The organism is Pseudonocardia sp. GCM10023141, from assembly GCF_042653605.1.
In genome coordinates, this window is the sequence record NZ_JBHSIR010000065.1 from 89,966 (window position 1) to 112,086 (window position 22,121).

Here is a 22,121-nt window from a genome sequence, read left to right on the forward strand (position 1 = left end):
CCTGGCGTCACCAGGAGGAGCATGGACGCCGCTGACCACAGCCCGGAGGGCCCGGCTGCGCCGCCCGCTTCGTCCGCTCTGCCGCCATTGCCCGAGCCTTGGAGATCCCGACCGACGACATCGCTCGCCGTCGAACATCGTCAAACTTCCGTGCTCTGAGCTGGAGCGCGGGACGGTGCCCCCACCGCCGGGTTGCTGACCTCCTTACATGAACGGCTCCGAGGAGTCCCTAATCTCGACATTGCACGAAGCGCGATACCGCGGCTCAAGATCATGTCCTCCTCCGTCGTTCCTGGATAGTCTTGAACGGCCAGGTTTCCTCAGGTCTGTTGGATTTGGACGCTCGCGACCAGCGGGCCGTATTCCGGATGCGGTCGCTTAGGAACGGGCGATTCGTGGTTTGGGGCTAGCTTCAACATGATCCGCGGCTACAGCGTCACGTACTCCCGGATCTTGCCGCGCACATGCGGGCGGGCGTCGACGAGTGCGATGCCCAGGATGGGGAACTGGCGGGCGATCTGCAGATCCGTCAACGCGGGCCCGAGGGGCACGTCGGCGTAGCCGCGGTCGTCCGCTGCCCACTTGTTCAGATCCGGGTCGACCGCGCGGACGCGGGTGACGACACCGTCGCCGACGAAGACCATGCCCTTGAGCCGGGATCGGCGGGCGGGAGCGATGTTCCACCACTTCGGTCGGCCTCGATCTGGACCTTCTCCCCGGCACCGGTCTCACCGAAGCGACGCTGGGTGTCGGTGTCGAGCTTGGGCCCGCGCCGAGAGCTGCGGTAGATGATCAGAACGCCGTCACCGTCACCGTCACCGTCGCCGTAGGAGTGCAACGCGCGGTAGAGGGTGGTGCGCCCGACCCGAAAGGTGTCGGCGATCTCGTCGGACGGTGTGCTTGCCTGTGTCATACATGTGTTGGGTCTGGTCGAGCTGGCGCTGAGACAGCGCCGGGGGTCGGCCGCCTACCCGGCCGTGGGCTCGGGCGGCCGCGAGACCGTCGAGGGTGCCCTCGACGATCATCTCCCGGTCGTACTCGGCGAGCGCGGCCAGGAAATGGAACACGAGCCTTCCACCAGGGGTGGAGGTTTCGATGCCCTGCTCGAGCACGACGAAGTCGACCTCGCGACGACTGAACTCACGTACGAGGTCGAGCAGGTGCTGCTGGGACCGGCCGATGCGCTTGCGCCGGGTGGGTCACCACTCCTTCGTCGCCGGTCTGCAGCTCGGCCAGGAGCGCGTCGAGCTTGGGGCGTGAGGAGAGGTTGCCCGAGACCGTCTCGATGAACATGTGCTCCGGCGAGACTCCGGCCACGGCGAGCGCATCGATCTGGTGGTCGGTGCTCTGATCGCGGGTCGAGACCCAGGGCCTCGGCAAAGTCGCTTGAGGTGGTCGAGACGGTGGCGACACGCCGAGACCTACGGGTAGTAGTGCGGGCACGACTCTCGCGTTGATCATGGCGGTTCTCACGCCAGCCTTGATCACCTGAAGAGAGTCATGCCCGCACCCGCATCCTCGCCGATCCATGCCCTGTGTGCCCAGTTCGCCACGCTGGCGGTACCCGATCCGGTCGCGGCACTGCCGGGGCTGCTCGACGTCCTGGCCCGGGTGACCGATCCACGAGCCCGCCGCGGGGTCCGCCATCAGCTGGTGACGATCCTGGCGGTGTCGATCTGCGCGGTGACCGCCGGCGCCCGCTCACTGGTCGCGATCGCCGAATGGGCCGCTGACCTGCCTACCGAGATCGCGCAGGCGTTGGCGCTGGGAACCCGCCCACCGTGTGAGTCCACGATCCGCCGGGTTCTGGCCGGGTCGACGGCGACGGGCTCGACCTGGTCCTGAGTTCCTGGATCGACGCACGGCGCCCCGCCAACCAGACTCGGCGTGCGATCGCGGTGGACGGCAAGACCGTGCGCGGAGCTCGCACATCCAGCGCCGGTGGGCTCCACGGTCCGGCGCGGCATCTGCTCGCCGTGATCGACCACGACGCCCGGGTCGTTGTCGGCCAGGTCGAGGTGGACGGCAAGACCAGCGAGATCGCACACTTCGCCCCGCTGTTGGACGGGCTCGAGCTCCGCGAGGCGGTGGTCACCGCGGACGCGTTGCACACCCAACGAGCCCACGTCGACTACCTCACCGCCCGGGGTGCGCACTGGATCCTGACGGTGAAAGGCAACCAGCCGACCCTGCGCCGACAGCTCGCCGGGATGCCCTGGCGAGCGGTGCAGGTCGGGCACCGCAGCGCCGAGCGCGGCCACGGCCGCCGCGAGGTCCGCACCCTCAAAGTGATCACCATTGCGGCCGGGATCATGTTCCCGCACGCCGCGCAGGCCATCCAGCTCGTCCGCCGCCGCCGGACACTGGCCAGCGGGAAATGGCACACCGAGACCGTCTACGCGATCACCGACCTGCGCCCGCACCAGGCCCGACCCGATCAGTTGGCCGGCTGGATCCGTGGGCACTGGCAGATCGAGAACAGCCTGCACTGGGTCCGTGACGTCACCTACGCCGAGGACGCCTCGCAAGTCCGCACCGGCCACGCACCCCAGGTCATGGCGAGCCTGCGCAACTTCGCTATCAGCGCCCACCGCCTCGCCGGCGCGAGCAACATCGCCGCCGCGCTACGCCATTGCTCCCGCAACTCTTATCGAGTACTCGCCATCCTCAAGATCACCCGCTGACGACTTTGCCGAGGCCCTGGTGCTGCGGTGGGAAGTGTCATGTCGTCTCCGTGTGTGATCTGCGAGTTGATCTGTCCGGTCGATGGGATCGAGCGGAATGACCATTTATGCTTCTGAATATGGAGCTGCGTCAGCTGGAGTACTTCGTCGCCGTGGCCGAGGAACGCCACTTCACGAGGGCGGCACAGCGGTCACTGGTGTCGCAGTCCGGCCTCTCGGCCTCGATCCGTGCGCTCGAGCGCGAGCTCGGCTCGCCGCTGTTCGTCCGGTCGACGCGCCGGGTGGAGCTCACCGAGGTCGGCCGGGCTGTCCTGCGTGAGGCCCGACGTGCGTTGGCGGGTGCATCGGCGGCGCTGGACGCCGCCGCGGCCGTGCAGGGTCTGTTGCGCGGTTCCTTGGCGGTCGGCAGCGAGCAGTGCATCGCCGGTGTCGACGTGCCGGCTGCGCTGGCCCGGTTTCGTGCGGCGCATCCCGGCGTGGAGGTCAGCCTTCGCCACGAAAGCTCGCAGGCGCTCATCGAGCATGTCGCCGCGAACCGGCTTGACGCGGCGTTCGTCGCGGTGACCGGGCCCGTTCCCGACACGGTGCTCCTTTCGCCCGTCATCAGCACTCCGATGGTCGTGATCGCCCACGCCGACCACCCGCTGCCTGCTGTCGTGACCTGGGCGGACCTCGCCGAGGAGACATTCGTCGACTTCCAGGCCGACTGGAGCGTCCGCCGGCTGAACGACCTTGCGGCCGCGCGGGCGGGTATCGACCGCCGGGTGGCGCTCGAGGTCAACGACGTACACAGCCTGCTCGATCTGGTCGGGCACGACCTGGGCGTCGCGGTGGTTCCCCGCCCGATCGCGGAGAAGGACAAGGCCGCACATCTGGTGTCGCGACCGACGCCCGATGACCCGGACGCCCGGTGGTGTGTGGCGCTCGCCGTTGCTGCGGGCGATCGATCGAGCCCCGCCACCACGCAGTTCTGTCGCATCGCGGTGTACGGCGTTGCTGCGGCGGTGACACCCTTCTCTGGCTGAGGCTCATACGTCGGCGCGATCCAGGATCGCTGTGAGTGCGGCGTCGGTGAACTCGCTGCTCAAGGACAGAATGAGGTCGTCGTGGTCCTCGGCGACGGCTGCGTTGATCCGCCCGATGTAGTCGTTGTGGAGCTCGCTGAGGATCGACGTGGTGTCCTGCACGGTCAGCTCGCGGTGTGTTCGTAGCTCGGAACGGGATCGGGCACGGTGGTGTCGCGGACCAGATCGAGCGTGCGGATCAGGTCCACGACGGCGAGGTGGCCGTCGACGGCTACGGAACGCGCCCAGTACTCGAGGTCGGCGACGAGCGCGGTCACGGCCAGTCTGCTGGCGTGTTCCGGCGTGAGATCGCTGTGGGCGTGCATGGTGGGGTCCTCGTGGTGAGTGCGGTGTGATGGCTCCTTCCACGGTCGTCGCTGGTCATTCAGATGTCCAACAGTGCAAACTGCTGGGAGTCAGCGTTGGAGCTTCTGAACGGTGCGGTGCGCCTGGCCGGGGGTTGCGCGTAGCCGGTTCGGCTGCGGGAGTAGACCCCCGTCAACGCGGGTGGTCGTGGGGTCTCCGCCGGTGATCAACCGGACGCGCTCACGCGATTGCTCGAATGTCCGTATAAATTAGTGGGCTCCACGAGTGTCCGCGGGTTCGAGTCCGAAAGGTCGACATTGCACAGCGCTGGCTCCTCGGACGACACCCGAGCGGCCCGCTCGACCGCCGGCATCCACTCCGTGCAGCGTGCCTTCGAGCTGCTGGAAGCGATGGCTGACGCGGGGGTCGAGATTCATCGACCGTGTCGTCATGCTGAAGTGCCACCGGTTCGGCATCGGCCACGGGACCCTCTGCCGGCGCGATCCCGGGGGCGGACAGGACGACCGGCGCGTCGCAGGTACCGCATGTCCGTGCCGTGGTCGAGCTGCAGGAGCCCCGTCATCGCGTTGAGCAGCGTCGTATTGCCGCACCCGTTGGGCCCAGCAGCACGTGGACCTGGCCGGGGTTGACCTCGACATGCGAGCCGTCCTCTGAGCTAAGTCTCGGCAGCGACAAACGGTATCCAACCGCACCGGCGACGGACGGGACGGGCCTCACGGCAATGCCAGCGGCCCGCTCAGTCCGCGGATGGCCAGCGCATTGTCAAGCCAACGATGGGCGATCTCGTCAATCTCGTCGGACTGCTCGGCAGTCACCCGGCTGGTGCTGCGCGGCAGCCGGCCGAGCGCAGCAGCGACCGCCTTCAATCCAGGGATCGCTGGGGTTGTCAAGCCGTACACGTCGCACATCGCGAGCACCTGCCGGTACAGCTCCATAGCCTCCTGCCCTCCGCTGTGGAGCGCCTTGACGAGCATGACCAGCACCTCGGGGCAGATGTTTGCCAGTCCGCTGATCGCGCCGGCCCCGCCGGCCGCGATCGTCGCCGGGATCATGTCCTCGAAACCTGTGACAACCGAGAAGCCCGGCCTCTCGCGACGAACCGCGCCCAGCAGATCCAGGATCGGGTCGGGGGAGCGAACGGTCAGCTTCGCGCCGACCACCCGCTCGTCCAGTGCTGCCGCACGCAGAATTGCCGAAGCGGAAACCGCGGTCCCGGTAGTGCCCGGGAAGTCGTACACCACCAGCGGGAGCCCGGATGCCTCAGCGACCTCCCGGAAGTGCCGGACCAGACCTTCCTCGGACGTCGGCCAGTACAGCGGCGGGAGGGCGAGCACGCCGTCGACCCCGGCGGTCGCCGCGTCCTCGGCCAGCTCGCACGTCTCACGCGTCGAGAGGCCGCTGACTCCGGCGAGCACCGGAAGCGCGCCACGCGCGCGCACGACAGTAGCCAGGATCTCCGCCCGCTCGCGACGGGAGAACTCGCAGAACTCTCCCGTAGTGCCGAGCGGGACGAATCCGTCCACCCCCGCCGCTGCGAGTGCGCCCATGTGCCGTTGCAACGCCGCGTGATCGACGCGGCCGTCCGTCTCGAGCGGGGTCAGGAGCGCCACCCACAGGCCGCTGATCCTCATGCCGGAACTCCTTCGCTTCGCTGGTGTGCCCCCAGCACTCCGCCTGTCCGCAGGATCTCGATCTGCCGGTCGGACAGCCCGTGTCGAACGGCGACGGCGCGGCCGGTCGAGAGGTTGTGGACCATCGCACCGGTGGGACTGTTCAACACTCCCGCGACGTCGTCGATCACCACCACGTCCGACGGGCGGAGTGCGTCGAATCCGTCCTCGCTCGCGAACTCCAGCGGGAGGACACCGAAGTTGACGAGGTTGTCGCGATAGATCCGCGCGAAGCTGCGTGCCAGCACGACGCGGAGACCGAGGTAGCGCGGGGCCAGCGCCGCCAGCTCGCGGCTGGAGCCCTGACCGTAGTTCCGCCCGGCCACAACCACGTGTCCGCTCGTGGTCCGCGTGCCCAGCGCACGGTCGACGTACGCACCGTCGATGTTGCGGAAGACGAATGCGCTGGTTGCCTCGACGTCGCTACGCAGTGGGAGCAACTCCTGGCCCGCAGGCACGATGGAGTCGGTGGTCGTGTTGTCGCCGACCTTCAGTGCGACGGGCGCCTCGATCCGGTCCACCCACCCCGGCAGTGGCGGGATCCGGCGCATGTGGGCCGCCAGCAACGGTCCGCCGGGCGGGCGGTCCTCCTCGGGCGGCGGCGGGGTCATCCAGGACCGCGGGGTGCTCGTGTGCTCGACGTCGGACCGCAGCGCCCACGGGTAATCCGCGACGGTCTCCCGCGGGTCGGTGATCACGCCCGTCAACGCGGACGCCGCTGCCGTCTCCGGGCTGACGAGGTAGACCTCGTCGTCGGCGGTACCGGAACGCCCGCGGAAGTTGCGGGGAACCGTGCGCAGGCTCGGCACGCCCCGACCGGGTGCCTGGCCCATGCCTATGCAGCCGTTGCAACCGGTGTCGTGCAGCCGAGCCCCGGCCTGCACCAGCTTCAGCAGGCTCCCGTCGGCGACCAGCCTGCGCAGAACGTGGCGGGAGGCCGGGTTGACGTCGAGCGAGGTCCCCTCGAAAACCTGCCTGCCCGCGACCATGTCGGCGACGACGGCGTAGTCGCGGTGGCCCGGGTTCGCCGACGAACCGAGGTAGCACTGGCCGACGGGCAGGCCCGCGACGTCCGCGACCCGCACCACGTCGTCCGGGCTGCCCGGCCTAGCGATCATCGGCTCGACACCCGAGAGGTCGACGTCCGTTGTGCGGGCGTAGCGCGCGTCCTCGTCGGCTTGCAGCGGCCGCCACTCGGCAGCGCGGCCGACCTCCGTCAGGAACGCCGCCGTCCGCTCGTCGCTCGGGAACACCGAGAACACCGCGCCCAGCTCTGCTCCCATGTTCGCCACGACGTAGCGATCCATCACCGACAACCCGGCCACGCCAGGTCCGCCGTACTCGAGGGCGAAGCCGGCCGCCCCGCCCACCCGCATACGGCGCAACAGCTCGAGTACCACGTCCTTCGCGCTGGTCCACGGCGGCAGCTCACCGGACAGCTCGATCCGCCACACCTCAGGTCTGCGCAGGCAGTAGGTGCCCTCGGCGAGCGCCTGCGCGACATCGAGGCCACCCGCGCCGATCGCGAGCGCGCCCAGCCCGCCGATCCCGCAGGTGTGGCTGTCGGCTCCGAGGACGAAGCAGCCGGGTACGGCGAACGCCTCGAGATGGGCGACGTGGCTGATTCCCCCGCCGGGCGGGCTGAACCACATCCCGTAGGCGGCCGCCGCGGACCGCAGGAAGCCGTGCTCATCGGTGCTGCGACCGGCGACCTGCAGCACCTGGTGATCGACGTAGGCGGCGGTCAACGGCACCTGGACCTGGTGGACCCCCATCGCCATCAGCTGAAGGGCGATCATCGGCCCGGTGGTGTCGTGGACAAGGGCCTGCTCGACCCTGAGCCGGAGTTCCGCCGCCGAATCGGTGTGGGTGTCGGTGTGGGCGTCGAGGAGCTTCTCGGCAAGGGACGATCCGCTCATTCCGCTGCTCCCACGGTGGCGCGGACCGGGTTGGTCAGCGAGCCTGCGCCGCCGACAGCGATCCGCACGATGTCACCGTCGAACAGCGGGCCGGAGCCGGCAGGCGAACCGGTGAGGATGACGTCGCCGGGAAGGAGCGTCATGAAACCCGAGACGAAGGAGACGATCTGTCGGAAACCGAAGACCAGCTCGTCGGAGCCGCAGTCCTGCCGCAGCTCGTCGTTGATCCAGCAGCGGATGCGGATCGGCTCGTCGCCGGTGAACGGGACGATCGACGGCCCGAGGGGACAGAACGTGTCCTGGCCCTTGGCCAGCGTGATGCCGTGTCCGTTCCCCTGAAGGTCGCGGGCGCTCACGTCGTTGGCGCCGGTGTAGCCGACGACATAGTCGAGCGCGTCGGCCTCGCTGACGTGCCGGACGTGCCGTCCGATGACGAGCGCGAGCTCGGCTTCGAACCAGACGTCGGCGGTCGCCGAGTAGGGGTGCAGCAGGATCGGGTCGGCGGGCCCACAGACCGCGCTCGGCGGCTTCAGGAAGACCGACGGCCGGTCCGGGACAGTCATCCCCATCTCCGTGACGTGCGCCCGGTAGTTCCGGCCGACCCCGACGACCTTGCTGGGGCTGACCGGGGCGACCAGGGCGGCCCCGGCCAGCGGGAGGCTCCGCCCCGTCGACGTCTCCGGGTGGTGAGCCCGGGCGAGCAGCGCGATCACCTCGCCTACCACCACCCCGTCGTGGACAGCGCCGTTCTCCTGAACCCGGACGAAGGAACCGTCGGTGAAGGTCATGTGGGGAGCTCCGCTTCGACATAGCCCGCAGCCTCGAGATGCGGGAGCAGGCCGCCGACGCGAATCACCTCGGTCAGACCGGATGGGATGCGTGACCCGTTCTCGAGCCGGGCTCCGGACGCGGTGTTGACGACCGTGCCGGCCAGGAAGTCGACGTCGACGACGTCGCCCTCGGTGACGAGCGCGCCGACGCCGGGGCACTCCATCGCAGGCAGCGCGTAGTTGACGCACGACCGGAAGAACAGCCCGTTGATCGACTCCGCGACCACCCCGCCGATCCCGAGTTCCCGCAACAGCTGTGCCCCCGGCCGCCCCGACCCGGTGCCGAAGTTAATGCCCGCCACCAGCACGTCTCCTTCCCGGACCAGCGCCGACCAGCCAGGCCGATTCATGCTGAACACGAGCGCCCGCCGCTCCTCCGGGGTCGCGCTGAACGACGCGCCCGGGTACATCAGGTCGGTGTTGACGTGGTCGCCGAACACCCAGGTCCGGCCGGTCAGCCGGAACGGGTCCGTGGTCATCTCATCCCTCCTCGTCGATGTCGCCCGCCGCGCGCGCAGCCGCGAGATAGGGCCGCGGGTCGACGATGTGGCCGGCGATCGCCGAGGCGGCCACCGTTGCCGACGACGCGATGTAGATCGCGGCGTCCGCGCTGCCCATGCGGCCCTTGAAGTTGCGGGTACTCGAGGTCACGCAGGTCTCGCCGGGAGCCAGAGCGCCGCTGTGGTAGCCGAAGCAGCCGCCGCACATCGACTGGGTGACCACCGCGCCCGCCTCGACGAGCGTCTGCACGTACCCGGCACGGGTGGCTTCCAGGAAAACCTGCTGCGACGCCGGCGTCACGATGAAGCGCACCCCGGCGCGCACCTGCCGCCCGCGCACGACGGCGGCGGCCACCCGCAAGTCGTTCAGCTTGCCGTTGGAGCACGAGCCCACGAAGGCCTGGTCGATCGCCGTGGCCTCGAGGAGCTCGACCGGAACCGTGTTGTGCGGCACGAAGTCCGGCCGCGACACGTAGGGCGGGATGGTCGAGAGATCGACGACGCGGATGTCCGCGTACTGCGCGTCCGGATCCGGGGCGACGGGGGCGAACGCCCGGGTGGTCCGCCCATTCACCCACTCGGCGGTGACCTCGTCGAAGGGGAAGGTGGCGAACTCGGCGCTGAGCTCGGCCGCCATCGTCGCGATGGTGGCCCGGTCGTCCATCGCGAGACCGGGCAGCCCGGGTCCGGCGAACTCGAGGTTCTGGTTGGAGTGATCGCCGTACCGGTCGGCGATGTGCAGGAACACATCCTTGCCGTAGGAGCCCGGCGGTAGCGCGCCGACGAACTCGTAGCGCACGGTCGGCCCCACCTTGAACCAGGTGCGGCCCGTGCAGAGGATCGACAGCGCTTCGGCGCGCCCGACACCCCGGGCCGCGCAGTTGAGCGCGCCCGACGCGCAGGTGTGCGAGTCGGAGCAGGCGAGGACGGTGCCCGGTAGGCCGAGCGCGTTCTCGAGGATCACCTGGTGGACGATCCCGTGCCGGCCGACGTCGTAGAACGCGTCGATGCCGAACTGGCGCGCCACCTTGCGGGCGGTCTGGTGGGCGATGGCGTCGCCGACCGAACCCGCCGGCGAGCCGTGGTCCATGATGAACACCGCACGGTCCGGGTGGTTGATGCGCCGGGGCAGCGGCTCGCTCTTGGTCAGGAAATGATGGTCGAGGACCGCGATCCGATCGACCTCGCAGACGACGATGTCGCCGGGACCCACCGACTCCACGCTCGCGGCGCGCGCGAGGATCTTCTCGATGATGGTCATTCCCATGTGGGCTCCACAACCTGGTCGGGACGGGGATTCACGGTCGGGTCGCCCCGATCGGTGGCTGACTCTGTTCTCGGGCTCGCCTCCAGGAGCTCCTTCGTATACGGGTTCGTGGGCGCGACGAGCACGTCCGACGTCGGTCCGTGCTCGACCAGCTCGCCGCGGTACATGACCGCGACCTGGTCGCACAGGTAGCTGACGACGCCCAGGTCGTGCGAGATGAACAGCATCGTGAGGGCGAACTGCTCCTGCAGGTCCTTGAGCAGGTTCAGGATGGTGGCCTGCACGGACACGTCCAGGGCCGAAACGACCTCGTCGCAGACCAGCAGCTCGGGCTCCAGGGCCAGTGCTCGGGCGATGGCGACCCGCTGCATCTGGCCCCCGGACAGCTCGCCCGGTCGAGCACGGAGCGCCTCATCGGGCAGGCCCACCTGCCCGAACAGCTCGCGGACCCGGTTCCGGCGGGCCGCCCGGTCGGGAACCATGCCGTGGACCACGAGAGCTTCCGCGACGACGTCACCGCAGGTCATCAGGCCGTCGAGGCTGGACTGCGGGTCCTGGTAGACGAGTTGCATCCGCTTGCGCAGGGTCTTGAGCTCGCGACGCGACCGGCCGGTGATCGATTGCCCGTCGAGGAAGATGCGACCGGCCGCAGGCGGAACCAGGCCCAGCATCGCGCGCGCGGCCGTCGTCTTTCCCGACCCCGACTCGCCGACCAGGCCGAAGCAGCTACCGCGCGGTATGCGCAGCGACAGCCGATCCACCGCGCGCATCACCCCGCCGTCGCGCTGGAGGTGCTCGACGACGAGGTCCTCCACCACGAGCAGGTCGGGAGGCGCCTTCGTGCCGGACACCCCGGGTCGCGGATCACGGCGACCCGGTTCCCTTCCGCCGCCCTTGTTGCCGGGTCCGGTCGTGTGGGGGTGGTGGCAGGCCACGGCGTGCTCGGTGCCGCCGACCGCGACGAGCACCGGGGCGGTCGCGCCGCAAACGTCGGAGCGGGAGGCGCACCGGGGCTCGAACGCGCATCCGGGGATCGCTGCGCGCAGGGACGGCGGCGATCCGGGAATGGACTGCAGCCGGGGGCCTCCCGTCGCCCGGATGTGGGGGATCGAGCCGAGCAGGCCTCGGGTGTACGGGTGGGCGGGGGCTCGCAGGAACTGCTGGGCGGAGGCGGTCTCCCGCAGCGCTCCCGCGTACATCACCGCGACGCGCTGCGCGAAGTCGGCCACCAGCCCGAGGTCGTGGGAGATGAGCAGGATCGACATCCCGCGCTCCTCCGACAGCCGCCCGAGCAGGTCTAGCAGGCGGGCCTGCAGCCGGACGTCGAGTGCGGTTGTGGGCTCGTCCGCAATGAGTACGTCGGGCTCGCCCATGAGGGCGGCCGCGATCACCACCCGCTGCCGCATCCCGCCGGAGAACTGGTGCGGGTAGTCGTCGAAACGGGACTCGGCTCGCGGGATGCCGAGCTCGGTGAGGCGGTCCACCGCCTCGGCGCGTGCGGCGGCGGGGGGCAGGCCACGGTGCCGGGCGGCCTCCACCACCTGGCTGCCGATGGTGCGCAGCGGGTTGAGCGCGGTCATCGGGTCCTGGAAGACCATCGCGACGCGCCGTCCCCGCACCGTTCGAAGGTCCTTCTCCCGCAACCCGAGAAGATCGACGTCGTCGAGTGCGATCCGGCCCGACAGCCGAGCCGCGGGCATTAGCCGCAACACCGCATGGGCGGTCACCGACTTGCCGGAGCCCGACTCGCCCACGATCCCGAACCGCTCGCCGGGCCGGACGTCGAACGAGACGCCGCGGACGGCGTGCACCGGCCCGGTCGGCGTGTCGAAATGGGCGTGGAAGTCGTCGAAGCGGAGGTGGCCGCGCCGCTGCCTGCTCGTGTCGGTCATCGCCGCACCCGCGGGTCGACGGCGACGTAGAGCAGGTCGACGACCAGGTTCACCACGACGACCACGACGGCGACGACCGCCACGCAGGCGAGGATGAGCGGCAGGTCGCGCCGGCCGATGGCCTGGATCATCGTGTTGCCGATTCCCGGCCATCCAAAGATCACCTCGACGACGACTGCCCCGTTCAGCAGCGTCGCCACCTCGTCGCCGAGCAGGGTGAGGACCGGGATGGCGGCGTTGGGCAGGACGTGGGTCCGCGCGATGCGTCGATCACCGACACCGCGTGCGCGGGCGGCCGTGACGTAGAGCCTGCCGGACTCTGACGCCACCGCGGCGCTGGTGAGCTGGGCCAGCCGGCCCAACGGCCCGAGCGCGAGCGCGATCGCGGGCAGTACGGCGTACCGGAGACCGCCGTATCCACTCGTGGGCAGGACTCGTAGGTTCACGGCGAACACGAGGATCAGGACGAGGCCGACCCAGAACGTCGGGGTCGAGACGCTCACCGCGGCGAGCGCCCTGACCAGCCGCGCGGCCACTGACCTCGGCCGCATGCCGGCCCAGAGGCCGAGCACCAGCGCGATGGGGACGGCGATGACGAGCGTGGCGAGGGCGAGGTAGGCCGTCTTGACCATGCCGCTGAGCGCCAGCGGCAGCGCAGGCACGTTCTGCCACAGGCTGTTCCCGAAGTTGCCGGTGAGCCAGCTGCCCATCGCGTCGAGGTAGCGGACCAGCAGTGGGGCGTCGAGCCCCAGCTGCTGCCGCAGCGCGGCCACCTGGGCTGCCGGAGCCTCCGGCGCGAGCATCAGCGTCGCCGGATCCCCGATCGCGTTGGTGAGGAAGAAGACGATTGTGAGCACGGCCAGGACGATGAGGGCGCCGTCCACGAGCCTGCGTGCGACGATCACGTGCGGCCGCGGCGAGGTCCGCCACCGCCGCCATGCCGTCCGCATCCGGGCGGTCACGGACGGCGGCTCGGCAAGCGGGGCCGGAGCGACCTTGACTGGATCGAGCAGGGTCATGGCCGGCGGCTACGACAGTCGCATGGTGTTGACGAGGACCAGCTGGTCCTGTCGTGCCTGCCATTGCAGGTTGGGCGCGGTCGCGTAGAAGTCCGCGGGCGAACCGATGGGCACGGTGTCGTAGTCGTCGTAGATCCGTTGCGCGATCTGGGCGTAGGCGGCCTGGCGCTGGTCCCCGCCGAGCGTGAGCGCGGCCTTGTTCATCGTGTCCACCTGCGGGTCGCACATCGCCGAGGCGCTGCCGTCGCAGAGGTAGTAGGTGGCGGTGGTGCCGGAGAGGTCACCGAGCTGGTTCCCGTGCATGTACAGCAACAGCCAGCCTCGGTCGGCCGGCGCAGGCTTCTGCCGCAGGCCGGTCTGCAGCAGGGAGTTCTCCTGCATCTGGGAGTTGACGGTGAGGCCGATCGCGGTCAGCTGCGCCTGGATGGCCTGGACGATCTGGTCGCCGAGGGGCACGTACGCCTGTCGCCCCATCACCGTCAGGTTCACGTTGGTCGGGACGCCGGCGGCCTTGGCCTCGGCGAGCAGCCGCTTGGCCTGGTCCGGGTCGTACGGGTAGGGCTTGAGGCTCGGCACGAAACCGGTGGCCCCGGTGGCCACCAGCTGCGTCGCCTGGGTTCCGTTCGACATGAAGTTCTTCACCAGCGACTGCGTGTCGATGCCCAGCGCGATGGCCTGGCGGACGCGGACGTCCTTGAGCGCGGGGTTGGTGGCCGCGTCGAGTCTCAGGAACACCGTCTGGACGGATGTCGACGTCGCGCAGGCAGGGAGGCACTGGCTCTGTTCGACGAAGACGGCGACGGCCGCCTCACCTGCCTGGACCGACGACGAGCGGACGGCGGACTCGGAGTTGAAGCTGAAGTGCACCTTCTCGATGGTCGCCGGCTGCTGGCCGCTGTCCGGCTTGTTCCCCCACCACGACGGGTTGCGCTGCAGGTCGAGACTCTGTCCCCGCTGCCACTGCAAGAACGAGTAGGGCCCGGTGCCGACCGGCGTCGTCTCGTAGGTGCCGTCGGTGAGCACCTTGGGTGAGAAGATCGGGCTGAAGTACAGCCGTGCGGGCAGGATTGGGTCCGGGCTGGCCGTGGTCACGTCCAGTACGAAGGGACTCACCGCGCTCGCGGTGATCTGCGGGCCCATGAACTGCCGCACGCCGAAGTTGTTCTTCTCGGACCAAGAGTAGTTGAGGGCCGTCGCAGCCGCGGTCGCGTCGAAGGGCGTGCCGTCCTGGAACGTGACGCCCTGGCGCAGGTTGAACTGCCACGTGTGGTCGTCGGTCTGCTTCCAGTCCGTCGCCAGCAGCCCGACCAGCGCATTGGTCTTCCCGTCGCGGGTGACCAGTGACTCCTCAATGTTGAAGATCCACGGCGCGCCCTCCTGGGAGTACGCCGTCCAGCTGCCCATCGAGCGTGGCTCCTGGGCCAGCACGATGCCCACCGCGTCGCTCGGGGCCGAGCCGCTCCCGGTGGGACCGCCTCCGCAGGCCGCGACCAGCATGGCCGAGGCCGCGACGATCGCGAGGGGCAAGTACCGGGTCCGGCGGGCCGCGAAGGCCCACCAACCATGATCGTCATCTGTCCGTGCGGACATCTCGATGCCTCCTGTCTTCCGCGAGTGCGGTGGCTGGGGACGCGTCGACCGCATCTGCGGCGCGGTGGCGGCGAGACCCCGGGCGTGGCAACCGGGGGCCGCCGATGCGGACGACCCGGTTGGGTCGGGGACCGAGCTGGCCCGCGACGAGGTTCAGGCTCAAGGCCGTCAGCATGATCGCCAGTCCGGGCAGCGTGACCTGCCACCAGGCGATCGTCATGTAGTTCTTGCCCTCGGCGAGCATCAGCCCCCAGGACGCCTCCGGTGACTGGATGCCGAGTCCGAGGAAGTCCAGCGAGGACTCGACCAGCATCACGGTGGCCATTTCCAGCACTGCCAGCACCGCCACCGGACGGATGACGTTGGGCAGCGCGTGCCGGAGCAGGACACGGGCGTCACTCGCACCGAGTTGCTGCACCGCTTCGAAGAACTGCCGTTCGCGCAGCGACAGCATGATCCCGCGTACGAGCCGCGCGTAGATCATCCACCGCGTCAGCGCCAGCACCAGCACCACGTTCTGGAAACCCGGCCCCAGCACGTAGAGCACAAGCAGTGCCAGCAGCAGGGAGGGCAGCCCCATCTGCAGGTCGACTGCTCGCATGATGACGGTGTCGCGCCAGCCGCGGTAGAAGCCCGCCACCAGACCGAGCGCGACACCGATCAGGCCGGACAACAGGACGCTGAGCGCGCTGACCGTGAGCGAGATCCGAGCTCCGAAGATCAGCCTGCTGAGCTCGTCGCGGCCGAGTGCGTCGGTGCCGAGCAGGTAGGTCAGACCCGCTCCTGACGTGCCCGGGGGGTTGTTGCGCAGGGCGACATTGATGCCCGCCGGGTCGTGCGGTGCGACGAGCGGGGCGAAGACCGCGGCGACGACCAGCAACAACAGGAAGCAGGCCGGCAGGACGGTGCTCCACCGTCCGCGGGTACCGACGAGCCCGATCTTGCGCACGGCGGACCTCCTCCGGGTCGTCAGACGGGCATGTGGGTGCCGAGCGATCGGGATGCTGTTGGCGCCCGGTTGATCGGTCGGCGACGGAATCGCGCCCGGCAGGTTGTGCCGGTCGGAGAGAAGATCTCCGGCGCTGTTCGAAATATCGAACGGCATCCGGTATGCTGAACAACGGTAGCCATGACCTGCGTCACGCGTCAACAGGGGAAGATGCAGAACGGGCTACGCGCCGTGGTCGGCGGTACAACGTTGGCGAGGGGTAACCACATGACACGCTCGACCAGACAGCGGCCACTGAACGACGCCGCCACCGGACCGGTGAAGCGGCCGGGGCACGTTCCGGCTGTCACTCGCGCCTGCGACATCCTCGAACTCGTGCTCGAGGCGCACGGCCCGGTAACCGCGACCGACGTCGCGAGCGAGCTCGGCCTTCCGCGCACCACCGTCCACGAGCTCCTGACGACGCTCGTGGCTCGCTCGTACCTCACTGTCGTCGACGGCGCCCAGCGACGATTCGACCTCGGTCCGGCCCTGCTCCGTCTCGGCTACGGCTACCAGGCGAGGCTCGATCTGGGACACGAGGGGCAAGAGGCCGCCCGGCGGGTAGCGGCGCAGTGCGAGGAGACCGTCCATGTCGCCACGCTCGACGGCATGGACGTCCTCTACGTGGCGAAGATCGACAGCACCCGTGGAGTTCGAACGGTCTCCGCGGTCGGCAGGCGACTCCCCGCCCACCTGACGGCGGTCGGAAAGATGCTGCTCGCGTCATGCACCGATGAAGAGCTCGACGCCATGTTCCCGTTGGGCACGCCACTACCTGGAAGGACCGAGAACAGCATCACCGATCCCGCGCACCTGCGGTGTGTCTTGCGCGAGATCCGAGCAGAGGGGCTCGCGCACGTCGATCGCGAGGTCGATCCTGAAGTCGGCTGCGTCGCGGCGCCGGTCCGCGACCACACGGGGGCCGTGGTGGCAGCCATGAGCATCTCGGTACCGGTGAGCAGGCGTACGGCGGAGCTCGAGAAGCAGTGGGAGCAACAGGTCCGGGCCGGAGCGCAGGATCTGTCACACCGCCTCGGCTTCTCCGGCTGAAAGACTCCACGCGGGCCTCGACGGCTACCACCCAGCCTCGGCGTTGACTTCTCAGCGCCGCGGTCGATGAGGTCCTTCGCGCGGCCCTCGATGGTGGTCTGACCACTGTCTGGCCAACCTGAGGTGTGCGGGTCTTGCGCGCCGAGTTCGAGTGTGTCAACGTTAACTTATGGCAACGTTAACCGACGGTGTAGAGCCGCCCAGCATCACCGTGAAGACCGTTGCCGCACATGCCGGGGTCAGCGCCCAGACGGTCTCGCGCGTACTCCGCGGCACCGGCTATGTCAGCGCGGAGACCCGGGAAAAAGTGCTCACGGCGGTGCAAGCCGTGGGCTACCGCCCGAACGCCGTCGGCCGCAGCCTCCGTGCGACCCGCACACCGATGGTGGGGTTGCTGATCACCGACATCACCAACCCCTTCTACGCCAGCCTGCACAAGTCGATCGAAGCCGTCTTCCGCAAACGCGGGCTGACGCTGATGCTGCTGAACTCGGACGACGACCCGGAGACCGAACGGCAACAGCTGGAACTGGTGAGTTCGTACCGGCCCAGCGGGCTGCTCGTCGCGCCCGCCGTGCACAGCTCGCTGAAGACGGCGGATCTCGCCGCGTTCGGCAGCTCCGTACTGGTAAGCCGCACCCTTCCCGGTCTTGACGTGCCGTCGGTCGTCACCAACGAGCTCGAATCCATGGGCGAAGCCACCACCGCACTCCTCGACGCGGGGCACCGCCAGATCGTCGCCGTGCTCGGACCCGCCGCGGCCTCCACCACGAAACGGCGCGAGTCGGGCTACCGAGAGACGATGGCCGCCGCCGGCTGCGAGCCGCTGATCTACTACACCGACCAGACCGGGGTCGGCGCGCGCCATGCGATCAAGCAGGCCTTGCGCTCTCATCCCGGCATCACCGGGGCCATCGGGTTCAACGCCCCGGTGACCGAGGGCATCCTCGCCGGTATGCGGGACGAAGGAAAGACCTGCCCGCACGACCTTTCTCTGGTCGGTTTCACCGATGCGGCGTGGATGGAGTTCTACCAGCCACCCATCACCGTGGTACGGCAACCGGTCGAAGCCATGGGGAAGCTCGCCGCGGAGCTCGTCCTCGATCTCATTGACGGCAACCCGGTCACCACCGGACAGCACGTCGTCGCCAGCCAGCTGCTGCACCGCCACTCGATTGTGCCGCCACCCGGCTGATCCGCATCACCTTCCCGACGTATATCACCCCAACGAAGAGGTAATCCATGTCATCCGACATGTCGACATCGTTCAACAACGCCGCCGTCCACATCACCGGTAAGCGGTGGGCGCGTATCCTGATCCCGCTGTTGTTCCTCTATATGACCAATTTCATCGACCGCAACAACATCGGCTTCGCGGTCATCGGCGGGATGAACGCCGATCTGCACATCGACAACGCCGAAGCGGGCCTCGCCGGCGGGGTCTTCTACCTCGGTTACCTGATCCTGCAGATTCCCGGCGGCATTCTCGCTGAACGTTTCGACGTGAAGAAGCTGCTTGTGACCCTCTCCATCAGCTGGGGTGTACTCGCTGCCGCCACCGGCCTCGCCCAAAACCTGCCGCAGCTGCTCGCCCTGCGTTTCGTGCTGGGTTTGGCCGAAGGTGCGGTGTGGCCGGCGATCCTCGTCGTGCTCGCCCGGTGGTTCACCGACCGTGAGCGGGCCACCGCCAACTCGATCTGGCTGGTCTGCCTACCGCTTTCGTTCGTGATCATGGGCCCGGTCTCGGGCCTGATCCTGCAAGCCACCGACTGGCGCTGGCTGTTCATCATCGAAGGCATTCCCGCGGTGGTGTTCGCGTTCGTGGTGCTGGCATTCAGTGCGGCGAAGCCGCAGAGCGCACCCTGGCTCCCCGAGGCCGAGCGAAAGCACATCCTGAGCGGGCAGGCGGGCGCCGCGGAACGCGTGAAGGTCACCGGCTACCGGCAGGTGATCCTGCATCCGCAGGTACTGCTGCTGTCGGCCATCTACCTGTTCTGGTTGCTCGGCGCGGTCGGCTTCTTCACGTGGGTGCCGGCCATCATGAAGCAGATTTCCTCGGCCGGTGTAACTGGCACCGGGTTCCTCTCGGCCCTCCCCTATGTCACGGCGCTGATCGGGTTGGTCGTCATCGGCAAGTTCGCCGACCGGACCCGGCGTCGCAAGCTCTTCGTCGGTCTCGACCTCGCGGCCTTCTCGCTCTTCCTGCTGATCTCCACCGTCTTCAGCGGAAACCACACAGCGGCGCTCACCTTCATTGTCATTGCAGGGTTCTTCCTCTTCGCCATGCACGCTCCGTTCTGGTCCATCCCGATGGAGACACTGCCCCCGCATCTGGTCGGTGCGGCGATCGGGATGATCTCGCTCATCGGCAACATCGGCAGTTTCATCGGGCCCTACTTGATGGGCTACGTGCAGAACGCGACAGGTTCGTTCACCTCCGGGATCTACGTGCTGGTGGGAAGTTTGGCACTGGCCGCCGTGCTCACCACGTTCGTCCGTGAACGCCATAGCACCGAGAAGATCGTCGCCGGCAGCAGCACGTTGCTCGCATGACCGGGCTGCGGATTGATCGGGTCCGCGTACTGCCGCTGACCCTGCCGATCGCGAATGCCCTCCGATACACCCAGGGCCGAGTCGGCGCGTTCCAGCGCATCGTCGTGGAACTGTCCACAACGGACGGCCTGATCGGGTATGGCGAGTGCCGTGGCGACCTGCTGCGTTACACCCTGCTCTCCGATCTTGCCGAAAGCCTTGTCGGAACCGATCCATACCAGCTGGAGACACTGCGCTGGCGGATGGCTCCGCAAGGATTGGTGGAACTGTTCTCCGGCACGGTCGCGGTACAGGCCTACTCGGCGATCGAGATGGCTTGTCTCGACCTGATCGGGAAGTCCACCGGGCGACCGGTCACCGATCTGTTCGGCGGCCGCGTCCGGGAAGAGATCGAGATCGCTGGCTACCTGTACTACTTCGGCGGGACCCCGGACGGAGAGGCCGCGGATCGCCTCCTCGCCTCCGCGCGCGATGTGGTGAACCGCTACGGCTTCACCACACTCAAGTACAAATGCGGCGTGCTGGAGCCGGAAGCGGAGATCCGCACCCTCGCCCGGTTGCGCGAGGAGTTCCCTGACTGCCGCCTCCGGCTCGATCCCAACGGTGCATGGGGAGTCGGCACCAGCGTGCGGGTGCTCGCCGCCGCGCGGGAGATCGGCATCGAGTACGCCGAGGACCCGGCGGCCAACCTGGCCAAGATCGCGCGGATCCGTGAGCTGACCCCTGGTGTGGCGCTGGCCAGCAACCAGGCGGTGGCTTCGCCGGAGACCATGGCGCTGGACCAGGCCTTCGGGGCGATCGACGTTCCGCTGATCGACCTCAACTGGTACGGCGGGTTCCGCGCCGCCCTCTCGGCCGCCCGGATGGCCGAGCTGCTCGGTCGCGATGTCGGCGTGCACAGCAGCATGGAGTCGGCGATCTCCCAGTCGGCCCAGCTCCAAATGGCCGCCTGCCTGGCGAACCTCCCTTACGCCTCCGACAGCCACTACCTCTACCTGCAAGACGACGTGCTCGCCGGCGACCCGCTGCCGATCACCGGCGGACGGATGCAGGTGCCCACCGGCCCCGGCCTCGGCGTGGAGGTGGACACCGGCCAACTCGAGCGACTGCACAACCGCTGGCAGGAGACCGGATTCCTGTCCTGGGACGAACCTGGCGGGCGCCCGGTGCTGCTGCCGCGCTGGTAGCCCCGTCCCACTCGACCGTCAGATCCGCTGCCTCACAAGGAGAATCGCGCGTGACCGCCGACGTGATGTCGATGAACCCCCGCACCGGAGTGGCCGAAGGCCCGGTGGCCGAGGAAACCGAGCCCGCCGAGGTACTGAAGCTGACGCATGACGCGGCCGAAGCCGCCGGCTGGCTCGACGGACTCGGCCGCGCCGGGCGTGCCGTCCTGCTCGACGCGATAGCGGCCGAGCTGGAAGCAGACGGCGAGACGATCATCGCGGTGGCTGACCGCGAATCGGCGCTCGGCACGGCGCGGCTGACCGGGGAACTCGCCCGGACCTGCTTTCAGCTGCGGTTCTTCGGCGAGGTACTGCGCGACGGCGGCTACCTCGAAGTGATCATCGACCATGCGGATCCCAGCTCGACGCCGCCGCTCCCGGACCTCCGGCGCCTGCTGGTGCCGATCGGCCCGGTCTCGGTGTTCGGCGCAAGCAACTTCCCGCTGGCGTTCAGTGTCCCCGGCGGGGACACCGCCTCCGCACTGGCGGCAGGCTGCCCGGTGCTGGTGAAGGCACACCCGGCACACCCCGAAACCGCGATCCTGTGTGCCGCCGCCATCGAGCGGGCCTTGCGGGCCGCCGAAGCGCCGAGCGGGGTGTTCACCCTGGTACACGGCCAGGAGGCGGGCGCCGCCCTGGTCACCGACCCGCGGGTCCGTGCGGTCGGCTTCACTGGTTCGACGCGGGGCGGGCGCGCCCTGTTCGACCTGGCCGCGTCCCGGCCCGAGCCGATCCCGTTCTACGGCGAGCTGGGCAGCGTCAACCCGCTGGTAGTCACCCCGGGCGCGGCTGCCGAACGGGCGGAGGAAATCGGCAAGGGCGCTGCGGGAAGCATGCTGCTGGGGATGGGGCAGTTCTGCACCAAACCGGGCCTGCTGTTCGTGCCTGCAGGTGAGAACGGCGACGTGGTCGTCTCGGCACTTGCCGCCGGCGTCGGCGTCGCGGCCTCGGGAGCGTTGCTCACCGCCGGCATCAGAGCGGCGTTCCGTGAAGGCACCGCTCGGCTCGCCGGTCTGCCGGGAGTCGAGGTGCTCGAGGCACGCGCCGGGCTGACGGGCGAAGCCGCGACCGGTCCGGTTCTCTTGCAGGTCGGTACGGATCGACTTGGCGAGGATGGGCTGCTGGAAGAACAGTTCGGCCCCTTCGCGATCATCGTGCGCTACGCCGGTGAGCAAGACCTGCTGGCAGCGCTGGAAAAGCTGCCCGGCGCGCTGACCGCGACCGTGCACGGCACCGAAACCGAGCCCGAGCTGACCTCGGCGCTGTTCTCCCGGATGCGCCGGCTGGCAGGCCGGATCCTGTGGAACGGCTACCCGACCGGGGTCGCCGTCAGCTGGGCGATGCAGCACGGCGGCCCGTATCCCGCTGCCACCTCCGCCGATCACACGTCGGTCGGCTCCGGTGCGATCCGCCGGTGGCTCCGTCCGGTCACCTACCAATCCGCGCCGCCTGCCGTGTTACCGGCCGAGTTGCGAGAGGACGGTCCGGCTGGGCTACCCCGCCGGGTCGACGGCAAGTTCGAACTCGCCTGATCCGTCC

22 protein-coding genes are annotated in these 22,121 nt (G+C 69.0%); 8 read left to right on the forward strand and 14 right to left on the reverse strand.

What is annotated here, in order from left to right; translation table 11 throughout:
* Nucleotides 1-428 precede the first annotated feature (428 nt).
* The 3 genes from ACFPFQ_RS36930 to ACFPFQ_RS36940 form a co-directional block, all read right to left on the reverse strand.
* Nucleotides 429-644, reverse strand: coding sequence for a hypothetical protein (locus tag ACFPFQ_RS36930; protein WP_379627411.1), 216 nt, complete (start codon nt 642-644; stop codon nt 429-431).
* A gap of 171 nt (nt 645-815) precedes the next feature.
* Complete coding sequence (locus tag ACFPFQ_RS36935; RefSeq protein ID WP_379627532.1) at nt 816-1,181, reverse strand: recombinase family protein; 366 nt, start codon at nt 1,179-1,181, stop codon at nt 816-818.
* Nucleotides 1,141-1,530, reverse strand: a complete 390-nt coding sequence (locus tag ACFPFQ_RS36940; RefSeq protein ID WP_379627413.1) for a recombinase family protein — start codon at nt 1,528-1,530, stop codon at nt 1,141-1,143. The genes ACFPFQ_RS36935 and ACFPFQ_RS36940 overlap by 41 nt, the downstream gene beginning before the upstream one ends.
* Here ACFPFQ_RS36940 and ACFPFQ_RS36945 point away from each other — a divergent pair.
* The 3 genes from ACFPFQ_RS36945 (at nt 1,501) to ACFPFQ_RS36955 (ending at nt 3,709) form a co-directional block, all read left to right on the forward strand.
* Nucleotides 1,501-1,845 carry a transposase family protein gene (locus tag ACFPFQ_RS36945; protein WP_379627415.1) on the forward strand — a complete coding sequence of 115 codons (345 nt, stop codon included), beginning with the start codon at nt 1,501-1,503 and terminating at the stop codon, nt 1,843-1,845. The two genes, ACFPFQ_RS36940 and ACFPFQ_RS36945, sit on opposite strands and share 30 nt — an antisense overlap.
* Nucleotides 1,846-1,853: 8 nt before the next feature.
* Nucleotides 1,854-2,684 (forward strand): ISAs1 family transposase, encoded by an 831-nt coding sequence (locus tag ACFPFQ_RS36950; protein ID WP_379627534.1) that lies wholly within the window; start codon nt 1,854-1,856, stop codon nt 2,682-2,684.
* A gap of 119 nt (nt 2,685-2,803) precedes the next feature.
* Nucleotides 2,804-3,709 (forward strand): LysR family transcriptional regulator, encoded by a 906-nt coding sequence (locus ACFPFQ_RS36955; protein ID WP_379627417.1) that lies wholly within the window; start codon nt 2,804-2,806, stop codon nt 3,707-3,709.
* A 3-nt stretch (nt 3,710-3,712) separates the two neighbouring features.
* Here ACFPFQ_RS36955 and ACFPFQ_RS36960 read toward each other — a convergent pair whose 3' ends face one another.
* The 11 genes from ACFPFQ_RS36960 to ACFPFQ_RS37010 form a co-directional block, all read right to left on the reverse strand.
* Complete coding sequence (locus ACFPFQ_RS36960; protein WP_379627419.1) at nt 3,713-3,871, reverse strand: hypothetical protein; 159 nt, start codon at nt 3,869-3,871, stop codon at nt 3,713-3,715.
* A 2-nt stretch (nt 3,872-3,873) separates the two neighbouring features.
* Nucleotides 3,874-4,074 carry a hypothetical protein gene (locus tag ACFPFQ_RS36965; protein ID WP_379627421.1) on the reverse strand — a complete coding sequence of 67 codons (201 nt, stop codon included), beginning with the start codon at nt 4,072-4,074 and terminating at the stop codon, nt 3,874-3,876.
* 714 nt (nt 4,075-4,788) lie between these two features.
* Nucleotides 4,789-5,706 carry a dihydrodipicolinate synthase family protein gene (locus ACFPFQ_RS36970; protein ID WP_379627423.1) on the reverse strand — a complete coding sequence of 306 codons (918 nt, stop codon included), beginning with the start codon at nt 5,704-5,706 and terminating at the stop codon, nt 4,789-4,791.
* The gene (locus tag ACFPFQ_RS36975) at nt 5,703-7,664 is read right to left on the reverse strand and encodes an aconitate hydratase (RefSeq protein WP_379627425.1); all 1,962 of its coding nucleotides are present in this window, start codon (nt 7,662-7,664) and stop codon (nt 5,703-5,705) included. Before ACFPFQ_RS36975 ends, ACFPFQ_RS36970 begins: the two co-directional genes overlap by 4 nt.
* Nucleotides 7,661-8,452: a fumarylacetoacetate hydrolase family protein gene (locus tag ACFPFQ_RS36980; protein ID WP_379627427.1), complete on the reverse strand. Its 792-nt coding sequence runs from the start codon at nt 8,450-8,452 to the stop codon at nt 7,661-7,663. Before ACFPFQ_RS36980 ends, ACFPFQ_RS36975 begins: the two co-directional genes overlap by 4 nt.
* Nucleotides 8,449-8,973, reverse strand: coding sequence for a 3-isopropylmalate dehydratase (locus tag ACFPFQ_RS36985; protein ID WP_379627429.1), 525 nt, complete (start codon nt 8,971-8,973; stop codon nt 8,449-8,451). The genes ACFPFQ_RS36980 and ACFPFQ_RS36985 overlap by 4 nt, the downstream gene beginning before the upstream one ends.
* Nucleotide 8,974: 1 nt before the next feature.
* On the reverse strand, nt 8,975-10,261 hold the full coding sequence (locus ACFPFQ_RS36990) for a 3-isopropylmalate dehydratase large subunit (protein WP_379627431.1): 1,287 nt from the start codon (nt 10,259-10,261) through the stop codon (nt 8,975-8,977).
* On the reverse strand, nt 10,252-12,153 hold the full coding sequence (locus tag ACFPFQ_RS36995; RefSeq protein WP_379627433.1) for a dipeptide ABC transporter ATP-binding protein: 1,902 nt from the start codon (nt 12,151-12,153) through the stop codon (nt 10,252-10,254). Before ACFPFQ_RS36995 ends, ACFPFQ_RS36990 begins: the two co-directional genes overlap by 10 nt.
* The gene (locus ACFPFQ_RS37000; protein ID WP_379627435.1) at nt 12,150-13,172 is read right to left on the reverse strand and encodes an ABC transporter permease; all 1,023 of its coding nucleotides are present in this window, start codon (nt 13,170-13,172) and stop codon (nt 12,150-12,152) included. The genes ACFPFQ_RS36995 and ACFPFQ_RS37000 overlap by 4 nt, the downstream gene beginning before the upstream one ends.
* 9 nt (nt 13,173-13,181) lie before the next feature.
* Nucleotides 13,182-14,762, reverse strand: coding sequence for an ABC transporter substrate-binding protein (locus ACFPFQ_RS37005; protein ID WP_379627437.1), 1,581 nt, complete (start codon nt 14,760-14,762; stop codon nt 13,182-13,184).
* The gene (locus tag ACFPFQ_RS37010) at nt 14,743-15,711 is read right to left on the reverse strand and encodes an ABC transporter permease (protein WP_379627439.1); all 969 of its coding nucleotides are present in this window, start codon (nt 15,709-15,711) and stop codon (nt 14,743-14,745) included. Before ACFPFQ_RS37010 ends, ACFPFQ_RS37005 begins: the two co-directional genes overlap by 20 nt.
* Nucleotides 15,712-15,891: 180 nt before the next feature.
* On the opposite strand from ACFPFQ_RS37010, the gene ACFPFQ_RS37015 reads away from it, so the two are divergent.
* The 5 genes from ACFPFQ_RS37015 to ACFPFQ_RS37035 all read left to right on the forward strand — a co-directional run bounded on the left by ACFPFQ_RS37015 (nt 15,892) and on the right by ACFPFQ_RS37035 (nt 22,114).
* Nucleotides 15,892-16,803 carry an IclR family transcriptional regulator gene (locus tag ACFPFQ_RS37015; protein WP_379627441.1) on the forward strand — a complete coding sequence of 304 codons (912 nt, stop codon included), beginning with the start codon at nt 15,892-15,894 and terminating at the stop codon, nt 16,801-16,803.
* Between the two features lie 169 nt (nt 16,804-16,972).
* Nucleotides 16,973-17,998, forward strand: a complete 1,026-nt coding sequence (locus ACFPFQ_RS37020) for a LacI family DNA-binding transcriptional regulator (protein WP_379627442.1) — start codon at nt 16,973-16,975, stop codon at nt 17,996-17,998.
* A 47-nt stretch (nt 17,999-18,045) separates the two neighbouring features.
* The gene (locus ACFPFQ_RS37025) at nt 18,046-19,356 is read left to right on the forward strand and encodes an MFS transporter (protein WP_379627444.1); all 1,311 of its coding nucleotides are present in this window, start codon (nt 18,046-18,048) and stop codon (nt 19,354-19,356) included.
* A complete protein-coding gene (locus tag ACFPFQ_RS37030; protein ID WP_379627446.1) occupies nt 19,353-20,543 on the forward strand; it encodes an enolase C-terminal domain-like protein in 1,191 nt (396 codons plus the stop codon). The genes ACFPFQ_RS37025 and ACFPFQ_RS37030 overlap by 4 nt, the downstream gene beginning before the upstream one ends.
* A gap of 50 nt (nt 20,544-20,593) precedes the next feature.
* On the forward strand, nt 20,594-22,114 hold the full coding sequence (locus tag ACFPFQ_RS37035; protein ID WP_379627448.1) for an aldehyde dehydrogenase (NADP(+)): 1,521 nt from the start codon (nt 20,594-20,596) through the stop codon (nt 22,112-22,114).
* Nucleotides 22,115-22,121: the final 7 nt, after the last annotated feature.